Here is a 25,412-nt window from a genome sequence, read left to right on the forward strand (position 1 = left end):
GTAACAAGAAGCGGTTTAAATGAACCTTGTTTTTCTTGTGTTCTAACCGAGCCCTCGTCTATTTGAGGGCTCTATGGCATGAACTTAGTTACGTGGCGTAAACCTGAGTCATGTTTATAGTGAAAAACACGGTAAATCAGCTTGTTAGCTTGCATAACCTGAAGGTGTGTACCAACCTTATCTCATAAGCATGGATAAGGATTGTGTATGCCTGTAACTTCAGTAAAAAACAAAGAGGTAGTAAGGAAAGTCTTACTACCGTCTTTACTTATTAACCTCTTGTCATTAGCCGTTCCATTAACGGTTCTCCAAATCTACGATCGTATTCTTCCCAATCAAAGTTATGGCACGGCAACACTGCTATTAGCGGGCGCTTCATTGGCGGTTGCAATGGAAGCTTTGATTCGATTTGTCCGTACTTGGCTGCTTTCAGCAGCAGCGAGCAATACCGAAAAAACAACCTATCAAACGTTAGCCTCAAAAGTGACGACGGCGTCTTCCCGTCAAATTCGTCAGGTTGGTGTGGGTGGCGTCGAAGAAGGGTTAGGTTCGGTTTCTAAAGTAAAAGATTGGTATTCCGGTGGTGTGATTGCTGGGTTCATCGATTTACCATTCGCACTTATCTTTTTGGGCTTGGTCGCGTACATCGGCGGTGAATTAGTCGCGATACCTGTCGCGGTTTGGTTGTTCACTCTTTGCATTGTTTGGGTGTCGTCACGAAAGGTCAAAGTGCTGAGTAAGCAGGCTTCGGTTTATGAACAGCAAAGAAAAGCTTTTCTTATCTTGATGAGCCAAACGATCCAAGGGATTAAACGTCAGGCGATCGAATCCCGTATCTTCAGCCAATTTAAGTCACTCAATCATTATCGTTCCCAATCGAAAGCCAAAGAAGAAGAGCAAAATGCATTCGCCCAAGAGTGTATTCAACTTGCCGCGTTAGCCACATCTGTTTTATTGGTCATTACGGGTAGCTTGTGGGTACTCGATGGGGAGCTTACAACCGGTGGTTTGGCAGCGTGTTCCATTCTTTCGGGCAGAGCCGTTGCTCCGCTGAGCGCGCTAGTTGGAGTCAGAATCAAGCTCAACTCTATACACACTGCCAATCAAGCCATTGAAAAGCTGGGGGATTTAGATAGTGCTGTTCAACAAGGCATTAAGCATGAAGCATTTAAGACGTTAGAACTGCAAAATACGTCTATCGAACGATACGGCTCAGTTTACCAAGTCAGTTTAACAACGGGAAAAGGTGAGCTTATTCTACTCGACAGTGAAGACCGTCATCTTAGCAGCCATATGTTGTCATCCATTGCTGGTGTTGATGAGCTCATCGCTGGGGATATAAAGATCAATGGTGAACCCGCGAGCGGAGAGTCACTCCGTTCATTGACTGGCTATTGCGGTGTAAAAGCGCAGCTCGTATCGGGGACGATATTAGATAACCTATGCGGTTTTAATCCGGATCAAACAGACAAAGCCAATGACTACGCTAGACGCCTTGGTTTGACTAAAGAGATCACAAGGCTGCCTGAGGGATTAGAAACTCAGATCGGCCATACAAGTGCTTCATTATTGTGTATGGGCAATATCAAAATGCTCAACATCGCCGCTCAACTCGCCAGTGATAAGCCGATTGTTATGTTGGAAAGACCAGATGCGTCGCTTGACCTTGAAGCGTTGGCGAATTTGATTTCCGTGCTTAAACATGATGTTGAACAGGGGCGCACCATTATTGTGGTGACGCACTATCCTAAGTTACGTGAACTCGCAACCCAAGTCGTCACGGTTAATAAATCATTGGAAGCGGGGGAAGCAGCATGAATCATTTAGAAACGTTGTGTTTGTCCGTTCTTAAGCAGCTAGAAGTGAATGCCAATATTCAGCTGTTTGCTCGCCAATGGGTTGAAGAGAATGGTGTCGATTCTATCGATGATATCTTTGCTTTGTTTGACCGGTTATCTTTGCCGTACCGACTTGTTCCGGATGTTAAAGACGTCGGTGACCATCAACTGATTTTAGCCGTATCTGGTGAAGACGATATCACGCTCGGCCATGTAGAATCAGGAGGTTTCGAGCCCGTTGAAGGGGAAGATGCGTTGGTATCGAGCCCTCAGTTTTGTATTGTTATCGACGGCAGTCCAGTCGAGAAAACCTCTACAGATTGGGTTGGTGAACGGCTACATGCTTTCAGACCAATCATCCCTAAGCTATTACTTGTCAGTTTCATTACCAATCTATTTGCACTCGCCGTACCTTTCATCACCATGTCTATCTATGATCATGTGATCGGTGGAGATGCAGGACATGAACTGCAAGGTATCGCAATTGGCGCGGGTTTGTTGTTTATCATGATGGGTTGGTTGCGAACGTTACGTAGCCGTGTATTTGCGACAGTTTCGAACCGTGTCAGCCGTGAAATCTCACAGTCTGTTGTTCAGAAACTATTACGTAATAGCTATTCTCAAAACCAGCAAACGGCTTCTTCAAGTCAGCAAAATCAATTGCTTTTGTCTGAGCGGATATCCGGTATTTTATCGGGCCCGCTAGGGAATGCTTTGTTTGACTTGCCGTTCATTCTTTTGTTTGTGATCGCAATAGGAGTGTTGGGCGGTTGGTTAGTCTTGGTTCCACTGTGCTCTTTGGCTCTGTATTACATTTTGGCCAAACGCTCGATTCGCTCTAGCAGCAAGCGTTCAATGCAATCGACGGTCGCGGGAACAAACCGCCAGAATATGGCAAACGAATTGTCCTCTAAATTGGCGTTTATTCGAAGCTCAGGTATTGCGAGTTACTGGTTACAGCGTTTCGAGAAAGCTAACTTCTTAGCATCAAAAGTTTCGTTTTCTCAGTCGGTTCTGCAAAGCCGTTATACCTCGATTTACTACTTCATTGGCGTGGGTTCAACGCTGGCCATTATGGGGTTGGGTATCGGGCTTATCTTTGAAGAAGTGATGACTCCGGGTGGCTTAATCGCATCGATGATGTTGATTTCTAAGGTGACAGGGCCTGCGCAAATGTTGGCAAATAGCGCGCTACGTTTTAACAGCTTTAACCAATCAAAATTGCAGGTGAATCGCTTATTGTCTCAGCCATCGGAGCGAGAGTTCAGTTATCAGCACCATCCATTACCTTCGTATGCCCCAAGCTTGAAACTAGAGCAAGTTACGCTGCGTTACCCGAAACAAACTCGACCTGCACTCAGTGGCATCAGTTTTGATATTGAAGCTGGTGAAATTGTCGCGATAACTGGGCCATCAGGGAGTGGTAAGTCAGCCATGTTGGAAGTCCTTTCAGGGCTGCAACTGATCCAGAATGGCATGGTTGAAGTCGAAGGCGTCAACTTGGTGCAATACGATCCTCAATTGTATCGTCACTGGTGTTTCATCCGAGCGGCTTATCCCGATTTACTGACATTGAGCATCCGCGAATGGCTTAATGATGGGCATAGTGTCTCGGAACAAAAAATGCTGAGTGCGATAGAAGCCGTAGGTGGCGGGAGTTGGTTTAGCTCCTTAGCCGAGGGTTTAGATACACCAATTAGTCGTATTGAACCCGATAGTCTCTTTGATATGTTGTCAGGCAGTGTGGCTCAAATATTGATAGATGCGAAAGCTCTGGTTTACGACTATCACTTGTATCTTTTAGATAACCCCGTTCCCGACTATCATCCAAGAGCCAAGCGTATATTCGGTGAATTTCTGTTGTCTAAAAGAGGGAATGCCACTGTCGTATTCTCCTCTCATGATCCTGATTTAATTAAGTTGGCAGACAAAGTGGTTGTGTTAAATGAAGGTACCGTTGTGTATGCCGGGCCATTGGAACCAAAAGAAGCTCAAAGTGAGCAGGAGGCCGTAAATGGATAATAAATCAGTTGGTCAGAACATGCGCTATGGCGAGTTAGTTGAATCAAAAAATACGGCACGTTCATTAATGATGGCAACTTGGTCGGTTGCGTTGTGTGTGGTTGCTTTTGCGACTTGGTCTGTGGTGACTCAAGTTGATGAAATAGCCAAGGCCAAAGGTGCCGTCATCCCTGAAGGAGAGAAGCAGGTTCTTCAGAGTGATATCGGTGGCAAGCTTAAACGGATCCTGGTGAAAGAAGGGCAACTGGTAGAGAAAGGCCAGCCTTTAGTTGAGTTTGATGCCACTTTCCAACAGACCGCTTTGGAAGAGTTAAAGTCTCAACAGGTCACGTTGCTGACTAGTATTGAACGTATGAACGCTTTGTTAGATAACCGTGAGCCTGACTTTGTAGAGTATGAAGTGGAGTTTCCAGAGATTGTTAGCCAACAAAAAGCGCAGTTAAACGCTCAGAAAGGGCTTTATTACCAAAAACGCATCGTGCTTGAAAAAGACAGTGAACAAATTGCAGAACAGCTTCGAAGTTTAGAGAAATCGCTGCCAAGTTATGAGAAAGAACTGTCGGCCACCAAGCAAGAACTGAACATCCTCGAGAAAGGTTACAAGTCTGGCAATATTTCACGCCTTAGAGTCTTGGAAATGCGCCAGAAACTGGCAAGCATTGAACAAAAAATCGAAGAGGCTCGTGGTAAAAAAGCGGTCCTGATTAAGCAAGCCGATGGGGTTGAACAAAAAATTGAGCAACTACTCGCGGAAGCAAAAGTGAAAGTCAGTGATGATCGCTCTAAAGCCGTGTCTGATCTATCGGCTCTGAATGCCAGAGTTCGTTCAAGCCAAGCTAAGTTAATCAACACACTACTGGTGTCTCCGCTCCAAGGGTTAGTTCAAAGCCTGCCAAGTACCAAAAATGGTGGCGTAATTCAGCCTGGTGGAACCGTGGTAGAAATTGTTCCTATCGGTGGTAAGGCCGACTTTAAGGCTCGTTTGTCTCCAAGAGATATTGGTTTTGTGAGCGTAGGGCAACCAACGCGTATCAAGATTGATGCGTTCGACTACAGTCGCTTTGGCGCATTGAAAGGCATGGTTGAGAGCATCTCTCCGACAACCAGTAAGAATGAGCGAGGCGAAATCTTCTACGAGGTCGTAGTCTCGGTCGACAAACCTTACTTTAGAGATAACCCGGAAACATTCGCAATTTTGCCTGGCATGACAGGAGAAGTCGACATTACCACTGGCGAGAAGTCCGTATTCCAATATCTTTGGAAGCCGATTTATACCAATGTCAGTGTCGCGTTTGGTGAGCGTTAACCATAATAGAGACTGGTTGAAAGTAAACGAATAACAACAGCAAAGCATAAAAAGGGAGCACATCATGTGCTCCCTTCTGTTTAGTACCGTTATCGGTTAACTATTTGGATCAATATCCGGCAGCCCGTCTATGTCGTTGTGATGATGGTGTTCATCATCTTGATTGTGGTTGACGTTCGCGTCATGGTGCTCAAGCGCATCTGACATATCCAAGTGTGCTTGGTCATGTGTTGTTGCATCTTGATGGTCAACTTGTGCAAGTACGATGTCCATGTCCGCAGGTTGATCGTGAACCGTTGTCGTTGTCGCATCGGGTTTAATGCCCAATGCATCCAGATAAGCGGCTGCACCATGATGGCTGACATCGTGATGCTGAGAATCAGTGGCACCAACATGTTGTTGCTCATTTTGAGTACTGCTGTCATCTACGATGGTGACAGAAGCCTCAAACGTTAGAGGTGAATCTGGTTCATCGTGCTGAACTGGCGGCGGTGGAGGAGGCGGTGGGTTTACATGGCTTTGAATATGCCCTTGTAAGTCTTCAGTGGTCACTGCGGTGACGCCCGTGACTGAGTTGTGCGTTGTTACTTCTGTCTCGAAGTAATGATGTCCATTGTTCATTGGACGATCTGACACTACCACAAGGTGACCATTGGCCGGTACTGTGTAACTGCCGTCATGGCTAGCATTTATGTTATGCCCATTACTTTGTAGTGTTAGCCCTTGTTGCAAGTGGGTGAGTCGAATACTGGAAACAGACTCATCACCTGAAGATAAGTGCGCTTGAATATTAACTGGTACTTCATAGTGGTCGTGAGTGACTAGAGGGAAGTTTGATGGCAAATGACCTTTTAGCACCGTACCGTCACCAAGAATGACGTTTTCGATGCTTTCCAGCTCCATCTCTTCGCGCCCATCACTGATTTTCTCACCATGGTCATGTAAGCGTGGGGCATTATTGCGATTGTAAGCACCTAAAATGAGGGTATCGCTACCATGTCCACCTTCTATTTCCTTATCAGTCAGTCTTCCTCCTAGGAATAAAATGTCATTTCCACCCTCTAGTTCAGCCTCCTCATGAAGTCGTCCACTTACGATGATGATGTCGTTATGACCATGACCTTTTATCTCATGGCTACCGCTAACTGTCGTTGCATGTGCCCTTATAGAATGTGCGTAAGCTTGTAGGGTGCTTGGGGTAATACCAGCAGTAACATGGTGAGCATTTCTTGTATCGACCGTGACACTGATTGTTGGTGGGGCGTAGGGTACAGGGTCGGTATGACCATTAATGGTCATCGTAATTTCTTGCGGTACTTTTTGGCCATGGCCATCATCCACAAGCAAGGTAAACTTGTCTTGCAACGTGTCATTATCATTGAGGGCATTAACAGTAGGGTTACTGTTATCTAAGTGATACACCCAAGTGCCGCTATGCGCATCAAAGACAACATGGCCATAGGCGGCACTATGTGTTGGATCTAGTGCAACGCTGGTTGTGTCTCCATCTACGTCGTTGATTATTAACTGGCCTGCAGGGTTTAGGTTCGAATCTTCATCGACTGAGTGTTGGCCTATAATATGACCCGCTTGCGGCTTTTCCGATACTGTCGGTAAGTCGTTGGTTCCGGTAATGGTGATCACGATATCGTGCTGCGTTCCATCTGCAGACTGAATTGTGATGGTTTCAGTATCGGTTTGCCCTTGACCGAGCTGTTGAACGATAGGATGTTTATTGTAAAGGTCGTAAGTCCAGTGGCCATTGCTATCAATGTGCGCATGGCCATAACCTTTACTTCCTACTATTCCCACACCGCCTTGAACCGCGATAAACCCAACTGTTCCATCAGGGTCACTCGCTGTCAACGTACCTGACGCTTGAAGTGTTGTGTCTTCTTGGGCCGCCCCTGTGGAGTCTCCACCGAATGTTGCAGGGTCAGCAACATCAGCAATATTAATGAATATAGAGCCTTCTTTTGAATCTATATGACCATCGTTTGCTGTAAATTGCACCGCACCCAGCCCGTTGATATTAGAACTAAAATAGTTGTGAGTTGGGGTGAAGATGAGTGATGAAATATCGGATGCACTGACGTCATCGCCAACATTCACCGTGGTGCCATTCATCGTTAACACGCCATGGGCGACATTGGTAATCGTGATATGGTTTAACGCATCCCCATCAATATCGGAATATTTAAAGTCTGCATTGGTGAACGCATGAGGTTTATCTTCTAAAGAGCTAATGAAACTCGAGCCAACGATAGGTGTATCATTCACTGCATTGACGTTCAATATCATCGTTGCACTTGCCGAGTTTTGATGACCGTCATTCGCAGTAAACGTAAATTGCGCATAGTTGGCCCCATTTTCATTGTTGATTGGCGTGAAGGTTAAATGGCCAGCGTCTAATTCAGCCTTGCTGATTTGTTGGTTGGCGATTACGGCTTTCCCGTTTAAAAGTAATAATCCATGACTTGGTATGCTGCTAATAGTCACGAACTGCAATGCGTCGCCATCCTGATCACTGTAACCAAATTCACTTGTCGTAAATGTTTTGGTGGTGTCTTCATTTGTAGATAGGGTTTGCCCTGTCACCGCAGGTGGATGGTTGTCATCAGTGCCTTGAATGGATATGGCAAGGTGAGCGGTTGCAAGGTTTCCGTGGCTATCGCTTGCTGTATAAGTGATGCTGTCCACTAGAGGCGTTGATGTAGAATTAAGTTGCTGAATCGTACTCAGTTGGTTATCCAGCGTGTAGGTATAGCTGCCGTCTTTGTTTAAATGGAATAGTCCGTAAGTGCCTTGAATGTCGCCAGTTGTCGTGACAGTAGCGGCATCGGCGTCGTTACTCAGTAGGTTACCGGATACTGGAATTGTAGAATCTTCGATTGCCGTGTTGCTGTCGTCACTCGCACTAGCAGTTGTGTCTAATACATAGTTCGAACTAGCTGATGATTGAGCTGTGACGGTATTACCTGCAGTATCTGTACCTGCTACGCGAATACTCAAGTTTCCATCGGGTAGCGAAGATAAGTCGATACCAACAAACTCTTGATACTGATGGTCAGGGTGGCTAACGCTTGTACCCGTCCCTTGTCTCTGCACCGTTTTCAGGTCAACAAGAAGAGGCGCGCCACCGCCGTCACTGGTAATTTCGAGAAGCGTTACTTCTGAATCTTTAGGCAAGTACACTTGTACCATCATCCCTTGACCATGCTGATCAACTTGAGCTGAATTGACTCGAATATCAATTTGAGTATCTAACGTATAGCTCAATGAAGTTGAAGGAGAGACGTTGCCCGCGACATCTGTCTGTCTCACTTGAACATTGTTTTGTCCTTCAGCCGGAGTAAATTGAGTGCTCCAATGCACACCGTTGTCGATAGAATATTCGACCGTAGCACCTTGTTCTATTCCTCCGACACTCAGGTCTCCAACATTCGTAATTTTATCTGAAGAAGAGCCACCTGAATCTGAGGTTAGAGAGACGCTTGGCGCAGTAGCAGTGTTATCTAAAGTAAAAGTTAAAGAACTGCTTGTGGATATGTTACCCGCGGTATCGGTTTGTCTAACCTCAACGGTGTTACTTCCTGTTTGTGGTGTAAACGTATTGCTCCATGTATGCCCACCGTCAACGGAGTATTCAATAGTTGCACCTGTCTCTTGCCCAGCAACCGTTAAGGCTCCGTCACTAGTTATATGGTCTTGTGCATTTCCGGTATCGTGAGTGAGAGAGATTTGTGGAGCATCAACACGAATGTCATAGGTGAATGGTCTTACACCTGAAGATGCACTGCCTGTATTTCCTACAGCATCATGAGTCGAGATAGTCGCTTCGATACTGTGCACTTGTGCGGAGTTTGAATGAATATTATGAGAGAGTAACACCTTACTTGGAACCGTTACTAAGTAATTACCGTTGGCTTGTACTTGAGCGGTATAACCGGGGATAGCCTGTCCATTAATGGTAAGCGACACCGTATCGCCAGTGTTGAAATCACCACTGACATGACCGGTGATATCTATATCGCCACCCGCTTCAATCTTGTTGATGATATCATCTGAAGTTACTGAGTTGACTGTAATGCTAGGTAATGGTGCATCGGTATCAATTAACAAATGGGTGAAGATACGAGGGGTTGAATTGCCTGCTGTGTCAACGGCACCTACTTGTATTGGGTAGTCGCGATCGGTCGCCATTATGTTTTGGTGTTCAGATGCACTTAGGGTCAGTGACCATGTGCCATCTGATTTTACGGTTGCATCATAAAAATGATTATTACCGACGATGACATAAACGACATCTCCAGGCGCAATGTTAGATGTCGTGCCGGTGATCACCAATGGTTGGTTGTTTTCAGCTGCATTTAACGCATTGTCTTGTGATATTGGATTCACTGTGACTGTGCCGGGAGTTGTATCTAAGGTGAAACTAAAGTGCGTCGCTGGAGAGACGTTACCCGCGATGTCAGTTTGTCTTACCTGTAAGTCATTGACACCTTCTATTGGATTAAATGCAGTCGTCCAAGTGTGTCCGCCGTCATTTGAGTACTCTACTTTTGCGCCGGCCTCTGTTTGAATTGAAAGCTGAGAGTCTTTAGTAATTAAGTCTGGAGTATTGATGAGGTGTCGCCCAGTGTCATTGTGCAATGAGACAGTTGGAGCGCTAGCTGTGTTGTCGAGGGTGAAAGTCACTAAAGTATCGGCCGACACATTCCCCGCAGGGTCGGTCTGTCTCACACTGACGGTGTTAGAACCTTGTTGTGGCGTAAAACTCGATGTCCACGTGTGTCCGTTGTCCGTCGAATATTCAACGGTTGCTCCTGCCTCTTGTCCGCTAATTGTCAGCGCACCATCGCTAGTGACTAAATCTGACGTATTGCTTCCCGTGTCATGAGTTAATGAAACTTGTAGTGGTGCTACGTTTTTGTCAGCGCTTGGTGCGATAGAGTTTGTCACTATTGATGTATTGCCGTTTTTATCGGTAATACTGGCTGCAATTGATGCTCCAGGGGCTACTTCTACATTGACAGATTTCGCCAAAAATTCAGCGTCGGTAATAAGGTGGGATTGCCCGTTAATCGTCAATGTATCTTTTGGCTGTGCGTCAGGCGGCAAATGAATGGTACTTGTTATGGTATTGGCGGCGCCGGAAGCGACTTCCGCTGCGTTGTAAATGTTATCTGCGCCAGTACTCTCAAAGCTGATAGTCGGTGCGGATGCGTGGGTATCAACGGAGAAGCGATCAAAGGTGCCTGCATAACCCGAAGCGGTGGTGTTGCCTGCTTTGTCAGTGGCTTGAATATAAGCGACGTAATGGTTGTCTGGCAGATTAGTTGCATCAACACTATATCCACCGTTGCCGTCGAGTGTCGCATGTAAGGTTTCAACGATGGTACTTCCGCTTTTGATTACGATATCAACGCTTGTGGTATCCAGAGAAACGGTACCACTGAAAGTAGGCTGATGGGTTGCAACTGAGGATAGGTTAACGTTCGAAATTGTCGGTGCTGTGTAGTCTACTTCAATCGGCAATGAAGCGCTGTTTTGGTTACCCGCTACATCGGTCGATGTGACCGTGAAAGTATGGCTACCCTCGGCAATATTCGACGTGGTGAGTTGATAAACACCACTGCTATTTGCTGTTCCTGTTGCCACCATTTTACCGGTTTCATCAGTGATCGAAATAGATGAGTTTGCTTCAGCGCTGCCAGTGATTATCGGAGTGTGAACATTCGTGAGATCGTCTGTGGCAGAAATACCTGAGTCAGTAGACGAGTTCAAATCAATAGCAGGCGCAGCGATTTGGTCATCATATGTGAATGTCAGCGATGTCGGAGAAGACACATTCCCCGCAGGGTCGGTCTGTCTCACGCTGACCGTGTTTGCACCTTGTTGTGGCGTAAAACTCGATGTCCACGTGTGTCCGTTGTCAGTGGAATACTCAACGGTTGCACCTGCTTCTTGCCCAGTGATAGTCAATGAACCATCGTTAGTGATCAAATCAGACGAGTTGGTTCCTGTGTCATGAGTTAATGAAACTTGCAGTGGCGAGACAGCAGTGTCAGAACTTGGTGCAGTTGCGTTTGTCACTGTTGACGTATTGCCGTTTGTGTCGGTAATACTGGCTGTAATTGAGGCGCCAGGTGCCACTTCTATATTGACGGATTTCGCCAAAAATTCAGCATCGGTAATAAGGTGGGATTGCCCGTTAATCGTCAATGTATCTTTTGGTTGCGCGTCAGGCGGCAAATGAATGGTACTTGTTATGGTATTGGCGGCGCCGGAAGCGACTTCTGCTGCGTTGTAAATGTTATCTGCGCCAGTATTCTCAAAGCTGATAGTCGGTGCGGATGCATGGGTATCAACGGAGAAGCGATCAAAGGTGCCTGCATAACTCGAAGCGGTGGTGTTGCCAGCTTTGTCTGTGGCTTGAATAAAAGCGACGTAATGGTTGTCTGGCAGATTAGTTGCGTCAACAGTATATCCGCCGTGGCCGTCGAGTGTCGCATGTAAGGTTTCAACGACGGTACCTCCACTTTTGATTACGATATCAACGCTTGTTGTATCTAAAGAAACGGTACCATTGAAAGTAGGCTGATGGTTTGTAACTGAGGTTAGGTTAACGTTTGAAACTGTCGGCGCTGTGTAGTCTACTTCAATCGGTAATGAAGCGCTGCTTTGGTTACCTGCTACATCGGTCGATGTGACCGTGAAAGTATGACTACCCTCGGCAATATTCGACGTGGTGAGTTGATAAACACCACTGCTATTTGCTGTTCCTGTTGCCACCATTTTACCGGTTTCATCAGTGATCGAAATAGATGAGTTTGCTTCAGCGCTGCCAGTGATTATCGGAGTGTGAACATTCGTGAGATCGTCTGTTGTAGAAATACCTGAGTCAGTAGACGATTTCAAATCAATAGCAGGCGCAGCGATTTGATTGTCATAATTGAATGTCAACGATGTTGGAGAGGAAACATTCCCCGCAGGGTCGGTCTGTCTCACGCTGACCGTGTTTGCACCTTGTTGTGGCGTAAAACTCGATGTCCACGTGTGTCCGTTGTCAGTGGAATACTCAACGGTTGCACCTGCTTCTTGCCCAGTGATAGTCAATGAACCATCGTTAGTGATCAAATCAGACGAGTTGGTTCCTGTGTCATGAGTTAATGAAACTTGCAGTGGCGAGACAGCAGTGTCAGAACTTGGTGCAGTTGCGTTTGTCACTGTTGACGTATTGCCGTTTGTGTCGGTAATACTGGCTGTAATTGAGGCGCCAGGTGCCACTTCTATATTGACGGATTTCGCCAAAAATTCAGCATCGGTAATAAGGTGGGATTGCCCGTTAATCGTCAATGTATCTTTTGGTTGCGCGTCAGGCGGCAAATGAATGGTACTTGTTATGGTATTGGCGGCGCCGGAAGCGACTTCTGCTGCGTTGTAAATGTTATCTGCGCCAGTATTCTCAAAGCTGATAGTCGGTGCGGATGCATGGGTATCAACGGAGAAGCGATCAAAGGTGCCTGCATAACTCGAAGCGGTGGTGTTGCCAGCTTTGTCTGTGGCTTGAATAAAAGCGACGTAATGGTTGTCTGGCAGATTAGTTGCGTCAACAGTATATCCGCCGTGGCCGTCGAGTGTCGCATGTAAGGTTTCAACGACGGTACCTCCACTTTTGATTACGATATCAACGCTTGTTGTATCTAAAGAAACGGTACCATTGAAAGTAGGCTGATGGTTTGTAACTGAGGTTAGGTTAACGTTTGAAACTGTCGGCGCTGTGTAGTCTACTTCAATCGGTAATGAAGCGCTGCTTTGGTTACCTGCTACATCGGTCGATGTGACCGTGAAAGTATGACTACCCTCGGCAATATTCGACGTGGTGAGTTGATAAACACCACTGCTATTTGCTGTTCCTGTTGCCACCATTTTACCGGTTTCATCAGTGATCGAAATAGATGAGTTTGCTTCAGCGCTGCCAGTGATTATCGGAGTGTGAACATTCGTGAGATCGTCTGTGGCAGAAATACCTGAGTCAGTAGACGAGTTCAAATCAATAGCAGGCGCAGCGATTTGGTCATCATATGTGAATGTCAGCGATGTCGGAGAAGACACATTCCCCGCAGGGTCGGTCTGTCTCACGCTGACCGTGTTTGCACCTTGTTGTGGCGTAAAACTCGATGTCCACGTGTGTCCGTTGTCAGTGGAATACTCAACGGTTGCACCTGCTTCTTGCCCAGTGATAGTCAATGAACCATCGTTAGTGATCAAATCAGACGAGTTGCTTCCTGTGTCATGAGTTAATGAAACTTGCAGTGGGGCGATGTCAGTATCAACATTTACTGAAAGGGCTGGCGATGTTGCCGGTAGTGTTGAAGAAGGCGCTAATGCTTTGGCGGATAGATTATGATCGCCATTCGCTAGATTGCTTACTGCAACACTATAATGACCCGAGCCATCAGATACTGCTTGTCCAATGGGTGTGGAACCATCATAGATAGTCACTTGTGAATAAGGGATATCCGTGTGTCCGGTGATTGTTGGTGTACTGTCTTTGGTTAGATTGTCAGTTTGCGATACTCCACTATCACTCGAGGCTGCCAGATCTAAGGTCACCGCATTCGTTGGCGCTGTGTTGGTACCGGAAGGAAGAGTCGGTTGCCCTGTTGTAATCGTTGGTGTTTTTGGGACGGTCGCCGAGATCGTTGGCTGCTGTCCGGGAATTACAGACACCTGACCGTTGGCATCGAAAGTGATGAACTTTGAATCTTCTCCACCGTGATTATCGGCCACTTTGACCTCGAATACATCGAGTCCATGGTAGGTATGGGTCGCAGTGTTATACGTCATTCCTGCAACAGAAGAGTGGGGAGTATAAACATAGGATCCCGATGTAGGATCAACCGATAGGTCACCAAATTGACCAGTCGAAGTGACTACCGAAAATGAATGGGTATCTTTTGTGTCGATATCGGTTTCGGTCAGAGTGCCCGTTGTTGGGGTCGATTGTGTGACCGCAAGCACTGGCGCATCGTTGGTGCCGTGAATCGTGATCTGAATTTCATGAGTTGTGCCATCAACACTGTGTATGGTTACGGTATCTAACGCTGTTTCACCAGCAGCAAGTTTTTGAACTTCCGGAGAAAAGTTATCAAGTTGGTACTCCCAGGTCCCATCTCGTGAAAGTAAGACGTGACCACCGAGTTTTGTGTCGTAACCGATTCCAGAATAATTTTGAGCATGAACCACAGGGTCGAATATGTCTTCACCCGCATCACTATCCGTTATGGTTAGTTGCCCCTTGGTGATTAACCACTGCATTCCATTGAAGCTATCTTCCGTGACATCTCCTGTATCGGTACCGGCAATGACAGCGGCATCATTGACTGCTGAAAGAGTCGTACTCGCTCCGGTATGAGTTGTTCCACCATGCGCATCTGTCACGTCATAGCTGAAGTGTACCTGACCGTTATAGTTATTGGTTGGTGTAAAAGTGTATGTCCCATCTTTGTTATCAACAACAGAACCATGATCGACTAACAGATTCGCAATGGAAAGCTTACCGGCGTCATTGGTATCCACGTCGATAGTATTGGCAAGCAAATCGGCTTTTGTGAAAGTAAGCGCCGTATCTTCTTTACCTGTGGCAAGTGTCACTTCAGAGCTGATGTACGGTCTATCGTTATCGCCATGAATTGTCACGACAATATCGTGTGATGTACCGTCTTTAGAATAAACGGTAATTGTGTCAGTTAATGACTGCCCATCACCTAGTTGGTCAATGGTTGTGCCAACAGATGTCGTTGAAGTACCGTTAGTAAAACCGTTGTGGCCAATATCAACCATGTAATGCCAAGTACCATCTTGGTGTAAGTTTACTCGTCCGTATTGGCCTTGGTAATCATAACCGCCACCTTTAGGGTCAAATTCATTATCTCCAGTATCAGGGTCAGCAATCGTCAGTTTTCCATCTGCATAAAGCGCTTCGGATGTTAACTGGGTTTTACCGTAGTCAGGTGACATATCAGAGTAATGTCCGTGACCTTCATCGACCGAACCCGTATCTTGGCCACCGATTACAGCGGTATCGTCGGTGCCGTTCACCGTAATTGTTATTTGATGAGGCGTGCCATCAGCAGAATGTACAGTAATGGTGTCAGTCGCCGTCGCGCCTTTACCTAGCGCTTGAACTTTCGGATTGGTGTTATCGAGATCGTACGTCCATTTACCTGAGTCAGTCAGATGAAGGGTACCAAGAGCACCTACAATATCCGAATTCGAGAAGTGCGCTTCGCCAGTATCGACATCAGTGACAGTCAATGTGCCACTGGCGTGCAATTGTGATTCTTCCGTTACCGCGCCAACATTCGTACCACCGATCACCGCTTTATCATTAGTACCATTAATCGTGATAGTCACTTGATGTGGTGTGCCATCAGCCGACTGAACGGTAATGGTATCGGTAGCTGTTGCCCCTTTACTTAACGCTTGAACGGTTGAATTAGTGTTATCAAGGTCATACGTCCATTTGCCTGAGTCAGTCAGATGAAGCGTACCAAACGAGCCTACGATATCGGTATTGGAGAAGTGTGCTTCGCCGGTATCAACATCGGTTACGGTGAGTGTTCCAGAGGTTTGTAACTGCGATTCTTCTGTGACAGCTCCTGAGCTTGTTCCACCAATCACTGCTTTGTCGTTAGTGCCGTTTACTGTAATCGTCATTTGATGAGGCGTTCCATCAGCCGACTGAACGGTAATCGTATCGGTAGCGGTTGCCCCTTTACTTAACGCTTGAACGGTTGAATTAGAGTTATCAAGGTCGTACGTCCATTTGCCTGAGTCAGTCAGATGAAGCGTACCAAACGAGCCTACGATATCGGTATTAGAGAAGTGCGCCTCACCTGTATCAACATCAGTAACGGTGAGTGTTCCAGAGGTTTGTAACTGCGACTCTTCGGTGACAGCTCCTGAGCTTGTTCCTCCAATCACTGCTTTGTCGTTAGTGCCATTAATCGTGATAGTTACCTGATGAGACGTGCCATCAGCCGACTGAACGGTAATCGTATCGGTCGCTGTTGCCCCTTTACCTAACGCTTGAACGGTTGGATTGGCATTATCTAGGTCGTAAGTCCAGCCACCAGCATCTGTCAAATGCAGCGTACCAAGAGCACCAGTAATATCCGCGTTTGAGAAGTGCGCTTCGCCGGTATCGATATCCGTTACGGTGAGTGTTCCAGAGGTTTGTAACTGTGACTCTTCGGTGACAGCTCCTGAGCTTGTTCCACCAATCACTGCTTTGTCATTAGTGCCGTTCACCGTAATTGTTATTTGATGAGGAGTGCCGTCCGCTGAGTGAATAGTAATGGTATCGGTCGCTGAATTTCCTTTACCTAGAGCCTGAACGTTTGGATTTTTATTGTCGAGATCGTATCGCCATCCACCGTCATCTTTGAGGTGCAAAGTTCCTAGCACGCCTTTGATGTCAGAGTTAGAGAAGTGCGCTTCATTTGAGTCAACATCAGTGATGTTTAACTGACCAACAACAGTAGTGTTTAAATCTTCGGTAACGTGGTTAGAGCCTAGATTTGTTGGAATCGCAGCAAATGAGTTTGGTGAACCGGCAGTACTACTAGTAATAACGGCTTGGTCGTTGGTGCCATTAATCGTTACCGTAACTTGATGTGCTGTTCCGTCGGCTGAATGAACGGTGATGATGTCTGTTGCAGTAGAACCGTGGGCCAGTTTTTGAACGGCTGGGTTCCCGTTGTCTAAATTGTATGTCCACGTACCGTCTTTTGATAGAACTAACGTGCCAAATTGACCTGTCAGTAGTGATGCTTGAAAATGGTCTTGCCCAAGATCTGAGTCAGTGACCGTTAGTTGACCGTGAACCTGTGTCGTTTGATCTTCTGTTACTGAGCCAGTATCGACGCCAGACACAATCGCATTGTCATCGTTACCGCCAATCGTCATTTCAATGGTTTGGGGAGTCCCATCTTTTGTATGAATCGTGAATGATTCATGCAGGCTCGTTAATGACGTTAAAGCTTGAACATTTGATAGGGAGTTATCGACTTGGTAATGCCATTTCCCGTTGGCATCGATGGAAAGCGAACCGTATTGTCCGGTAATCGTTTCAGCAGTCACAGAGCTTTGGTCATGGTCTGGGTCCACCACATCGATTTTACCGCTAGCACTTAACAGACCATGAGAGTCTACATTGTGATCTTCAATGACTACACCGCGTAAATCTCCAGAGATCGTTGGGATATCTTGCTTTCCGGCTACTGGTATTTGAACGACCAATTGCGAGCCATTCGATAGATGCAACATAAACTGGTCGGTGCCAGGTTGGTTTTGGTGCAACAGAACATATTGAGGTGAAAGTGGATTCAATACGAATGTGTAATGACCATTTGCATCGACATGTAGTTCCCCATATTTCCCTGCGATAACCTCAGGTAAAAAGGTGACGGGTAGATCAGGAGTCACCGGAGTATGTGTTGTTGGTTGTGGAACTTGACCGGATGAAATCGTAGGGATGGAGACCGCAGGGACGTAGTGCACTTGAGGGTGAGACAAGCTTGATAAGTGGTGAGAGGGTGTCAACGTACTGTTTTGTGAGTGCTCGCTATTAGCGTTTTCAGCTTTAGCTTTGTCTGACGGAGCAATGTTTTCTATGATGTCACTCTTTGGGTGTTCCTCAGCCAAAAAGTTCATGTCTTCCTGAGAACGCTGTTCTTCTGAATCTATGACGTCGTTTGGCGTGTCTTGAACATCGTGTTCTTGAGGGCTTGCGGAAACGTGCTTGGCTAACGAGGGCAAGATCAACATCAAAGACTGTGAGAGTGGAACATTGACCTTAAGTTTCGAGTGCAGTCTTAACTTGTTTTTAGTCTTACGTTTGGTTCTCTGATCTGCAGTACTGTCAGAATGTAGAGGTGTTTTGGTTTTGGTACTTTCTTTGACGTTGTTTTTTTTAGTCATCTTCTCATCCGTGAATCTCGATTACTCTGATTTAAGTAAAATACACAGATGACGGTTTAGCGAACTAATTAACTTATTTTTAAAGAAAAAAATGGGAAATCAAAGATTTCTCTCACTTTAATGAAAGGTGCTGAATATTCTTTGACCGAACAAACTGAAATGATAGATAACAGGGTTGACCTTACCCTTAGGGTAACCTTTATAGTTGCCGTATAAATTTAAAGGTTAGCTATGACAAACACACTCCGAACAACTTGGATTACTGTTTTCAGCATCATCGCGATGTTGATGTCTAGCTATGCCTCAAGCTCTTCAGCCATGATGGCCAATATCATGGCAACGCAGATGATGTCGAATAAATCTATCTGCCAGCACGTCGATTCGCCGAGCGAACCTGATGCCGCTTATGAATTTGCTGCTGGTTGTCATGTGACCGTTAGCGATTCCGATATGAACGATCATGTTCATGCAAGCACTCCTAATAGCGATCCGTCTGTTCATGATGAACACGTCATTTATGTTGAGCTATCTGCTGATGAAAAGATGGCTTCGCATCAAGAATCAATGGATGCTCACGGTGAACATGTGATGGGCAACAACTGTTGTGGCGGTTCGGATTCTGCTCATATCTGTTGCTATTCTGTTTGTTCTACAGCATCACACACAATTCAGGCGATCCAAGCCAACTACCAAATTTCTTCTTCATTAGCTCGTTTTCAGCCGGTCACTATTGGCCAGAAAGTCGCACGCGCTCAATCTTTGCTACGCCCACCCACCGCATAAATCTATATCTAAAAACATAGCGATATCAGAGTCATAAATCTGATGCGCCAATCTTTTATACGCGTTATTTAACGCTAGATATGGACATTCATTGTGAATATAAAACCAACAACCTCTGTGTTTGTAATGAACACGAGCTTAGTGGTCGCTGCTGTCTTGTTTTCAAGCACTACATTAGCGACGACTGAGTTAGCTTCTACCGTTCAGCAAAGCTCGTCACAGCAACTCAATACACTGATCGAGATAGCCTTAAGCCAAGACGGTAACCGCAAGCAATACTTTGCTCAGTCACAAGCGATGCGAGAAACCGGTATTGCCAGCGCAACCTTGATGGATCCGAAACTAAAAGTCGGATTTGGTGGTCTGCCAGTCGATAGCTTCCAGTTTGATGAAGACCCAATGACCAATATTTCGGTTGGTCTGATGCAGCAATTTGAACGTGGCGATACGCTGGATCTACAGCAGAAAAAAGCGGGGCAGCAAGCGGATGGTTTGGCTCTTCAAGTGCAGGCTCGCGAACTGACCGTCGCAAATAGTATGACGCAGCTTTGGCTTGAATTGGGTTACCAACAAGTTGCAGGAAGCATCATGAATGAGAACCAACGCTTATTGGTTGAGCTAGAAAACTATGTGCAGACCAATTACTCGATTGGTAAAAGTGAGGCTCAAGACTTACTCAATGCTCAACTTCAAGTCAGTAAACTTGATGAGAAACTGCAAGCCAACCAACAAGTTCAACGCCGTTTAATCTCTCAACTGTCTGAGTGGCTTGGTTCTGACTGGTTAGGATCTCAAGCGATTAACTCTCAGACTCTAGAACCTCAGGGGAGGCTTCATGCGACTAACCAAATTGATTGGTCGTTATTGGAGAGCAAGCTGGCGACTAACCGCGATTCAACCAAGCATTATCAACTGTTGATGGAGCATCCGCTCGTTAAGATCACAGATGCGACTATCTCATCCAATCAAACTCAAGTTGAGCTAGCCGAGCAGGCGTATACGCCTCAGTTTGGTGTCGAAGTAATGTATGCCCATCGACAAGCGAACAACATGGCTGGAGAACCGGCTTCTGATCTTGTCAGCGCTTATCTAACAGTCGATATCCCTCTGTTTACGGGGAACCGACAAGACAAGAACTTGTCTGCGGCTCAGTACCAAGTCGGGGCAGCTAAATCTCAAAAAGATACCTTACTTTCCCAAATGAACGCGCAAGTGAATGCGTTATTGGTGGATAAGGCGAATCTCACCCAGCGACTAGATCGCTATCAAACGTCCTTGCTTCCTCAAACCGCGGCACGAATCAGCGCGGTGGAAAGAGGTTATCAAAACAACACCGCACAGTTTAACGATGTTATTGCAGCGACAGCGGATGAACTGGCACTCCAGCTTGAACAACAACGCTTAATCACCGATCTCAACATCGTAAATAGCAAACTGGCATCACTGGTCAGTGGCTTTGACTATCAAGTTAATGAACTGCAACTCAAAACAACAGCCAATCAATAAAGGAATAGACAATGAATACAGTAAAAGTAGCGACTATCGCTTTGTTGGTCGGTGGTGCATTGGGTTTTAGTGTGAATCACTTTGTCATTGGTTCAGCACATAACATGTCAGCGATGGCAGGCATGAAAGAAGCGGAATCCAAAGCTGACGAAAGCAATGAACCTCTGTATTGGGTTGCGCCTATGGACCCAAATTATCAGCGAGACAAGCCGGGTCAGTCACCTATGGGGATGGATTTAATCCCTGTTTACGCGGATGACTCAAGTGGCGTTAAAGATGAGCCCGGTACCGTGTTCATTGATTCGTCGGTGGAAAATAATCTGGGTGTTAAAACAGCCAAAGTTAACTTCGAAGCGCTGTCTCCTCGTATTGAAACCGTGGGTTATGTGGCGTTCGATGAAAGTACATTGTGGCAAACCAACGTAAGAGCAGCTGGCTGGGTTGAGAAGCTTTATATCAACGCTGTCGGCGAGAAAGTGAATAAAGGTGATGTACTGTTCACGCTTTACTCGCCAGAACTTGTAAAGGCACAAGAAGAGTTATTGAGTGCTTATAAAACAGGTCGTAAAGGATTGGTCAAGGGCTCTACTGAACGCTTGGTCACCTTAGGTGTAGATAAAGCGCAGATACGATCCATTGCTCGTAAAGGGAAAGCCTCACAAACCATCGAAATCAAAGCGCCTGCGGATGGTGTCATCGCTAGCCTGAATATTCGAGAGGGTGGTTACCTTTCGCCTGCTCAAGCGGTAATCAGCGCAGGGCCTCTAAATGAAGTGTGGGTTGATGCTGAAGTTTTTGAACGCCAAGCGCACTGGATCTCATCAGGCAGCAATGCCGAAATGACACTGGATGCGATTCCCGGTAAGGAGTGGCAGGGCAACGTAGATTATGTCTACCCAATTCTGGACCCGAAAACTCGAACCTTGCGCGTTCGTTTGAAGTTCTCTAACCCGCATGGTGAGCTTAAGCCGAACATGTTCGCCAATATTGCACTGAAACCGATCAGTGATGAATCTGTTCTTACTATCCCAAGATCGTCGGTGATTCATTCTGGTGGCATGACACGAGTAGTGCTGTCTGAGGGGGATGGCAAATACCGTTCAGCGCGTATTGAGGTTGGTCGTGAAGCCGGCGAAAAAATAGAGGTGATCCAAGGGTTGCAGCAAGGTGAGGACATTGTCACTTCTGCACACTTCATGTTGGATTCTGAATCGAGTCAATCGGCTGATCTTTCACGCATTAATGGTGTTGAAGAAGAAGCCGAAACGGTGTGGGCGAACGGTGAAATTTCCGATGTGATGCAAGGCAGCCGCATGGTGACGATTAACCATCAGCCCGTTCCAGAATGGGATTGGCCGGGCATGGTGATGAACTTCATCTTCGCTGAAGGCTTAGATATGAGAGACGTTAAGCGTGGTCAAGTTATTGATTTTGAGATGATAAAAACGGAATCAGGTCAGTATGAAGTCGTTGACTACAAGATAAGCGATCATCAAATGGCGGGCGAAGTGTGGGTAAAGGGAGACATCACCATGCTGATGGCAGACTTCGGAATGGTCACGGTAAATCACAAGCCAGTGTCTGACTGGGATTGGAAGGCGGGTGAGATGAACTTCCAAGTAAGTGATGACCTTGATTTATCCGAGTTTACCGAGGGTCAAAGCATTCGGTTTCTAGTAGCGAAGCAAGGTTCTGATTATGTGCTCAAATCTCTCGAACCGACGAATAGCACGGGTGAGGGCACATTATGATCAATGCAATCATTCGTTGGTCCATCAGTAACCGATTCTTGGTTCTGGTTGCCACAGTCGCCATCGTATTTGGTGGCTTATACAGTGTTAAAAATACACCTGTCGATGCCATTCCTGATTTATCAGACGTTCAGGTGATCATCAAAACCAGTTATCCGGGTCAAGCGCCACAAGTGGTCGAGGATCAGGTGACTTATCCATTGACTACCGCCATGTTAGCGGTGCCGGGTGCTGAAACGGTTCGTGGCTACTCGTTCTTTGGCGATTCCTACGTTTATATCATCTTCAATGACGATACTGATATGTATTGGGCGCGTTCTCGCGTGTTGGAATATTTAAGCCAAGTGGCGCCTAATTTGCCATCAAGTGCTAAGCCAACATTAGGGCCAGATGCAACCGGTGTGGGTTGGGTTTACAGCTATGTATTGCAAGACAAAACTGGTCAGCACGACTTAGCGGAACTCCGTAGCCTGCAAGATTGGTTCTTGAAGTACGAGCTACAAACCGTAGATGGTGTATCTGAAGTCGCGACCGTTGGCGGTATGGTGAAGCAGTATCAAGTGCAGATTGATCCGGCCAAATTACGTGCTTATGACCTAACACTTCAGCAAGTCAACAAAGCAATCCAAGATGGTAATCAAGAAACCGGTGCTTCTGTTGTTGAGATTGCCGAAGCCGAACATATGGTTCGCACCACTGGTTACCTCACAAGCATCGAAGACATTCAATCTCTGCCGTTAAAAGTGACCGACAAAGGTACTCCGCTGCTATTGGGTGACATTGCCGACATTAACCTTGGACCACAAATGCGTCGTGGTATCTCTGAGCTGAATGGTGAAGGTGAAGCCGTTGGTGGCGTTATCGTGATGCGCTTTGGTGAAAATGCCAGTGAAGTGATCGACTCGGTTAAATCCAAACTCGCTGAACTGCAAGCGGGCTTACCTGATGGTGTCGAAATTGTTGCGACTTACGACCGTTCGACTTTGATTGATTCAGCCGTTGAAAACCTTTGGAAGAAGCTGGCTGAAGAGTTCATAGTGGTTGCGATCGTGTGTGCGCTGTTCCTGTTCCATATCCGTTCGTCGTTGGTTATCGCTCTAAGTCTGCCTGTCGGCATCTTGGGTGCATTCATTGTGATGCATTGGCAGGGTATTAACGCCAACATCATGTCTCTTGGTGGAATAGCGATTGCGATTGGCGCCATGGTTGATGGTGCCATAGTGATGATCGAGAACGTTCATAAGCACATAGAACGAACGCCTCTGACCGATAAGAACCGTTGGCAGGTGATTGGTAAAGCGGCAGAAGAAGTTGGCGCACCGCTGTTCTTCTCGCTCATCATTATTACCTTGAGCTTTGTGCCTGTGTTCGCACTAGAAGGGCAAGAGGGCAAGATGTTCTCGCCACTTGCGTTTACCAAGACGTATGCGATGGCCGCAGCAGCCGGTTTGGCTATCACGCTTGTGCCTGTGTTAATGGGTTATTTCATTCGCGGCAACGTGCTACCTGAACATAAAAACCCAGTCAACCGTAGCCTAGTGGCGATGTACAAACCGCTTCTAAACCTCAGCCTAAAGTATCCTAAGGTGATGATTGTTATCGCACTTGGCTTAATGGCGTCTGCTTATTACCCAACCAGTAAGCTTGGTAGTGAATTCATCCCTCCTTTGGACGAAGGGGATTTGATGTACATGCCAACCACCTATCCGGGCATCTCGATAGGTAAAGCGCGTGAGTTGTTGCAACAGACCAACAAGCTCATCAAAACCATTCCAGAAGTCGAAACCACGTGGGGCAAAATCGGTCGAGCAGAGACGGCAACCGATCCTGCACCGTTAACTATGATTGAAACGGTGATTCAGCTTAAACCACGAGATGAGTGGCGTGACGGTGTCACTACTGAGTCTCTGCGCAAAGAGTTTGATGATCTGATTCAATTCCCCGGTTTGACCAACGCTTGGGTCATGCCAATCAAAACGCGTATCGACATGTTAGCGACCGGTATTAAAACGCCAATTGGTATCAAAATCGCAGGCCCAGATCTGAGCGTGATTGAGGATATTGGCTCTCAACTTGAACCTATCTTGAATGGTGTCAGTGGCACGGCCTCTGTCTATGCCGAGCGTGTCGCGGGTGGTCGTTATGTCACGATAGACATCAAACGTCGCTCTGCTGCGCGATATGGCTTAAGCATTAAAGAAGTGCAACAGGTTATCTCGACTGCGGTTGGTGGCATGAATGTGGGCGAAACCGTTGAGGGACTAGAGCGTTACCCAATCAATGTCCGTTATCCACAAAGCTATCGTGACTCTGTCGTCAAGCTGCAGAACTTACCGTTAGTAACACCAAATGGAGCTCGCATCGCTCTATCGGACGTAGCAGATATTCGTTACGAAGATGGCCCTCCGATGATTAAAACGGAGAACGCGCGTCCTAATGGTTGGGTGTTCGTTGATATCGAAGGGCGCGACCTTGGTTCTTACGTGGCAGAGGCGCAAAAAGTCGTTACAGATCAAATCGTCTTGCCTGCTGGTTATTCACTGGCATGGTCTGGTCAATACGAATACATGGAGCGCGCCAAAGAACGTTTAAGTGTCGTTGTGCCAATCACCATCGCCATCATCATGTTGTTGCTCTACCTCAGCTTCCGCCGTGTCGGTGAGGTGATGATGATCATGCTGACATTGCCACTCGCAATGGTTGGCGGCCTATGGCTGATGCATATCCTCAATTACAACTTCTCCATTGCAGTGGGGGTGGGCTTCATTGCCCTCGCCGGGGTTGCTGTTGAGATAGGTGTGATCATGTTGGTCTACCTAAACCAAGCTTGGCACTACAAAAAGTTGGATGCAGAAGAGAACCAGCAAGCACTTCAGAGTAAAGACTTAACGGATGCGATCCGTGAAGGGGCAGGACTGCGTGTCCGCCCTGTGATGATGACGGTACTCACGGTGATTATCGGCCTCATTCCAATCATGTATGGCGAGGGTACGGGCTCAGAAGTGATGCAACGAATTGCTGCACCAATGATAGGCGGTATGGCTTCTGCGCTGTTGCTCACCCTACTGGTGTTGCCTGCAATCTTTAAGCTCTGGAAACAGCGAGAGATCACTCAGAGCCAAAACGAGACAAGTAAATAACGCACTGACTATAAAGCCCTTACTTGCGAGACAGGAGTAGGTAAGGGCGCACCACATGAATATGTGAAACTAACAT

The 25,412-nt window shown here is 46.5% G+C and carries 8 protein-coding genes; 7 read left to right on the plus strand and 1 reads right to left on the minus strand.

Annotation, left to right across the window (positions count from 1 at the left end):
- The first annotated feature begins 207 nt into the window (after positions 1-207).
- From AC3CKG_RS22465 to AC3CKG_RS22475, 3 genes are read left to right on the plus strand one after another with little or no spacing between them, the layout of a single operon-like run.
- Positions 208-1,818 (plus strand): ABC transporter transmembrane domain-containing protein, encoded by a 1,611-nt coding sequence (locus AC3CKG_RS22465; RefSeq protein WP_488529402.1) that lies wholly within the window; start codon positions 208-210, stop codon positions 1,816-1,818.
- The gene (locus tag AC3CKG_RS22470) at positions 1,815-3,860 is read left to right on the plus strand and encodes an ABC transporter transmembrane domain-containing protein (RefSeq protein ID WP_488529403.1); all 2,046 of its coding nucleotides are present in this window, start codon (positions 1,815-1,817) and stop codon (positions 3,858-3,860) included. The genes AC3CKG_RS22465 and AC3CKG_RS22470 overlap by 4 nt, the downstream gene beginning before the upstream one ends.
- Positions 3,853-5,166 (plus strand): HlyD family type I secretion periplasmic adaptor subunit, encoded by a 1,314-nt coding sequence (locus tag AC3CKG_RS22475; protein WP_488529404.1) that lies wholly within the window; start codon positions 3,853-3,855, stop codon positions 5,164-5,166. Before AC3CKG_RS22470 ends, AC3CKG_RS22475 begins: the two co-directional genes overlap by 8 nt.
- Positions 5,167-5,262: 96 nt before the next feature.
- Here the strand turns inward: AC3CKG_RS22475 and AC3CKG_RS22480 are convergent, their stop codons facing one another.
- A complete protein-coding gene (locus AC3CKG_RS22480; RefSeq protein ID WP_488529405.1) occupies positions 5,263-18,156 on the minus strand; it encodes a VCBS domain-containing protein in 12,894 nt (4,297 codons plus the stop codon).
- Between the two features lie 231 nt (positions 18,157-18,387).
- Between AC3CKG_RS22480 and AC3CKG_RS22485 the strand changes: the two genes are divergently transcribed.
- From AC3CKG_RS22485 to AC3CKG_RS22500, 4 genes are all read left to right on the plus strand, one after another.
- Positions 18,388-18,939: a hypothetical protein gene (locus AC3CKG_RS22485; protein ID WP_488529406.1), complete on the plus strand. Its 552-nt coding sequence runs from the start codon at positions 18,388-18,390 to the stop codon at positions 18,937-18,939.
- 99 nt (positions 18,940-19,038) lie between these two features.
- Complete coding sequence (locus AC3CKG_RS22490) at positions 19,039-20,445, plus strand: TolC family protein (RefSeq protein ID WP_488529970.1); 1,407 nt, start codon at positions 19,039-19,041, stop codon at positions 20,443-20,445.
- Between the two features lie 11 nt (positions 20,446-20,456).
- Positions 20,457-22,196 carry an efflux RND transporter periplasmic adaptor subunit gene (locus AC3CKG_RS22495; RefSeq protein WP_488529407.1) on the plus strand — a complete coding sequence of 580 codons (1,740 nt, stop codon included), beginning with the start codon at positions 20,457-20,459 and terminating at the stop codon, positions 22,194-22,196.
- Positions 22,193-25,336, plus strand: a complete 3,144-nt coding sequence (locus AC3CKG_RS22500) for an efflux RND transporter permease subunit (protein ID WP_488529408.1) — start codon at positions 22,193-22,195, stop codon at positions 25,334-25,336. Before AC3CKG_RS22495 ends, AC3CKG_RS22500 begins: the two co-directional genes overlap by 4 nt.
- The last annotated feature ends 76 nt before the right edge of the window (positions 25,337-25,412 follow it).

Source organism: Vibrio sp. QJM3NY_15, from assembly GCF_057785995.1.

Bases quoted from the DNA above. Each gene is read 5' to 3' on its own strand.
- AC3CKG_RS22465 (WP_488529402.1), top strand. From the start codon at position 208: ATGCCTGTAACTTCAGTAAAAAACAAAGAGGTAGTAAGGAAAGTCTTA.
- AC3CKG_RS22470 (WP_488529403.1), top strand. From the start codon at position 1,815: ATGAATCATTTAGAAACGTTGTGTTTGTCCGTTCTTAAGCAGCTAGAA.
- AC3CKG_RS22475 (WP_488529404.1), top strand. From the start codon at position 3,853: ATGGATAATAAATCAGTTGGTCAGAACATGCGCTATGGCGAGTTAGTT.
- AC3CKG_RS22480 (WP_488529405.1), bottom strand. From the start codon at position 18,156: ATGACTAAAAAAAACAACGTCAAAGAAAGTACCAAAACCAAAACACCT.
- AC3CKG_RS22485 (WP_488529406.1), top strand. From the start codon at position 18,388: ATGACAAACACACTCCGAACAACTTGGATTACTGTTTTCAGCATCATC.
- AC3CKG_RS22495 (WP_488529407.1), top strand. From the start codon at position 20,457: ATGAATACAGTAAAAGTAGCGACTATCGCTTTGTTGGTCGGTGGTGCA.
- AC3CKG_RS22500 (WP_488529408.1), top strand. From the start codon at position 22,193: ATGATCAATGCAATCATTCGTTGGTCCATCAGTAACCGATTCTTGGTT.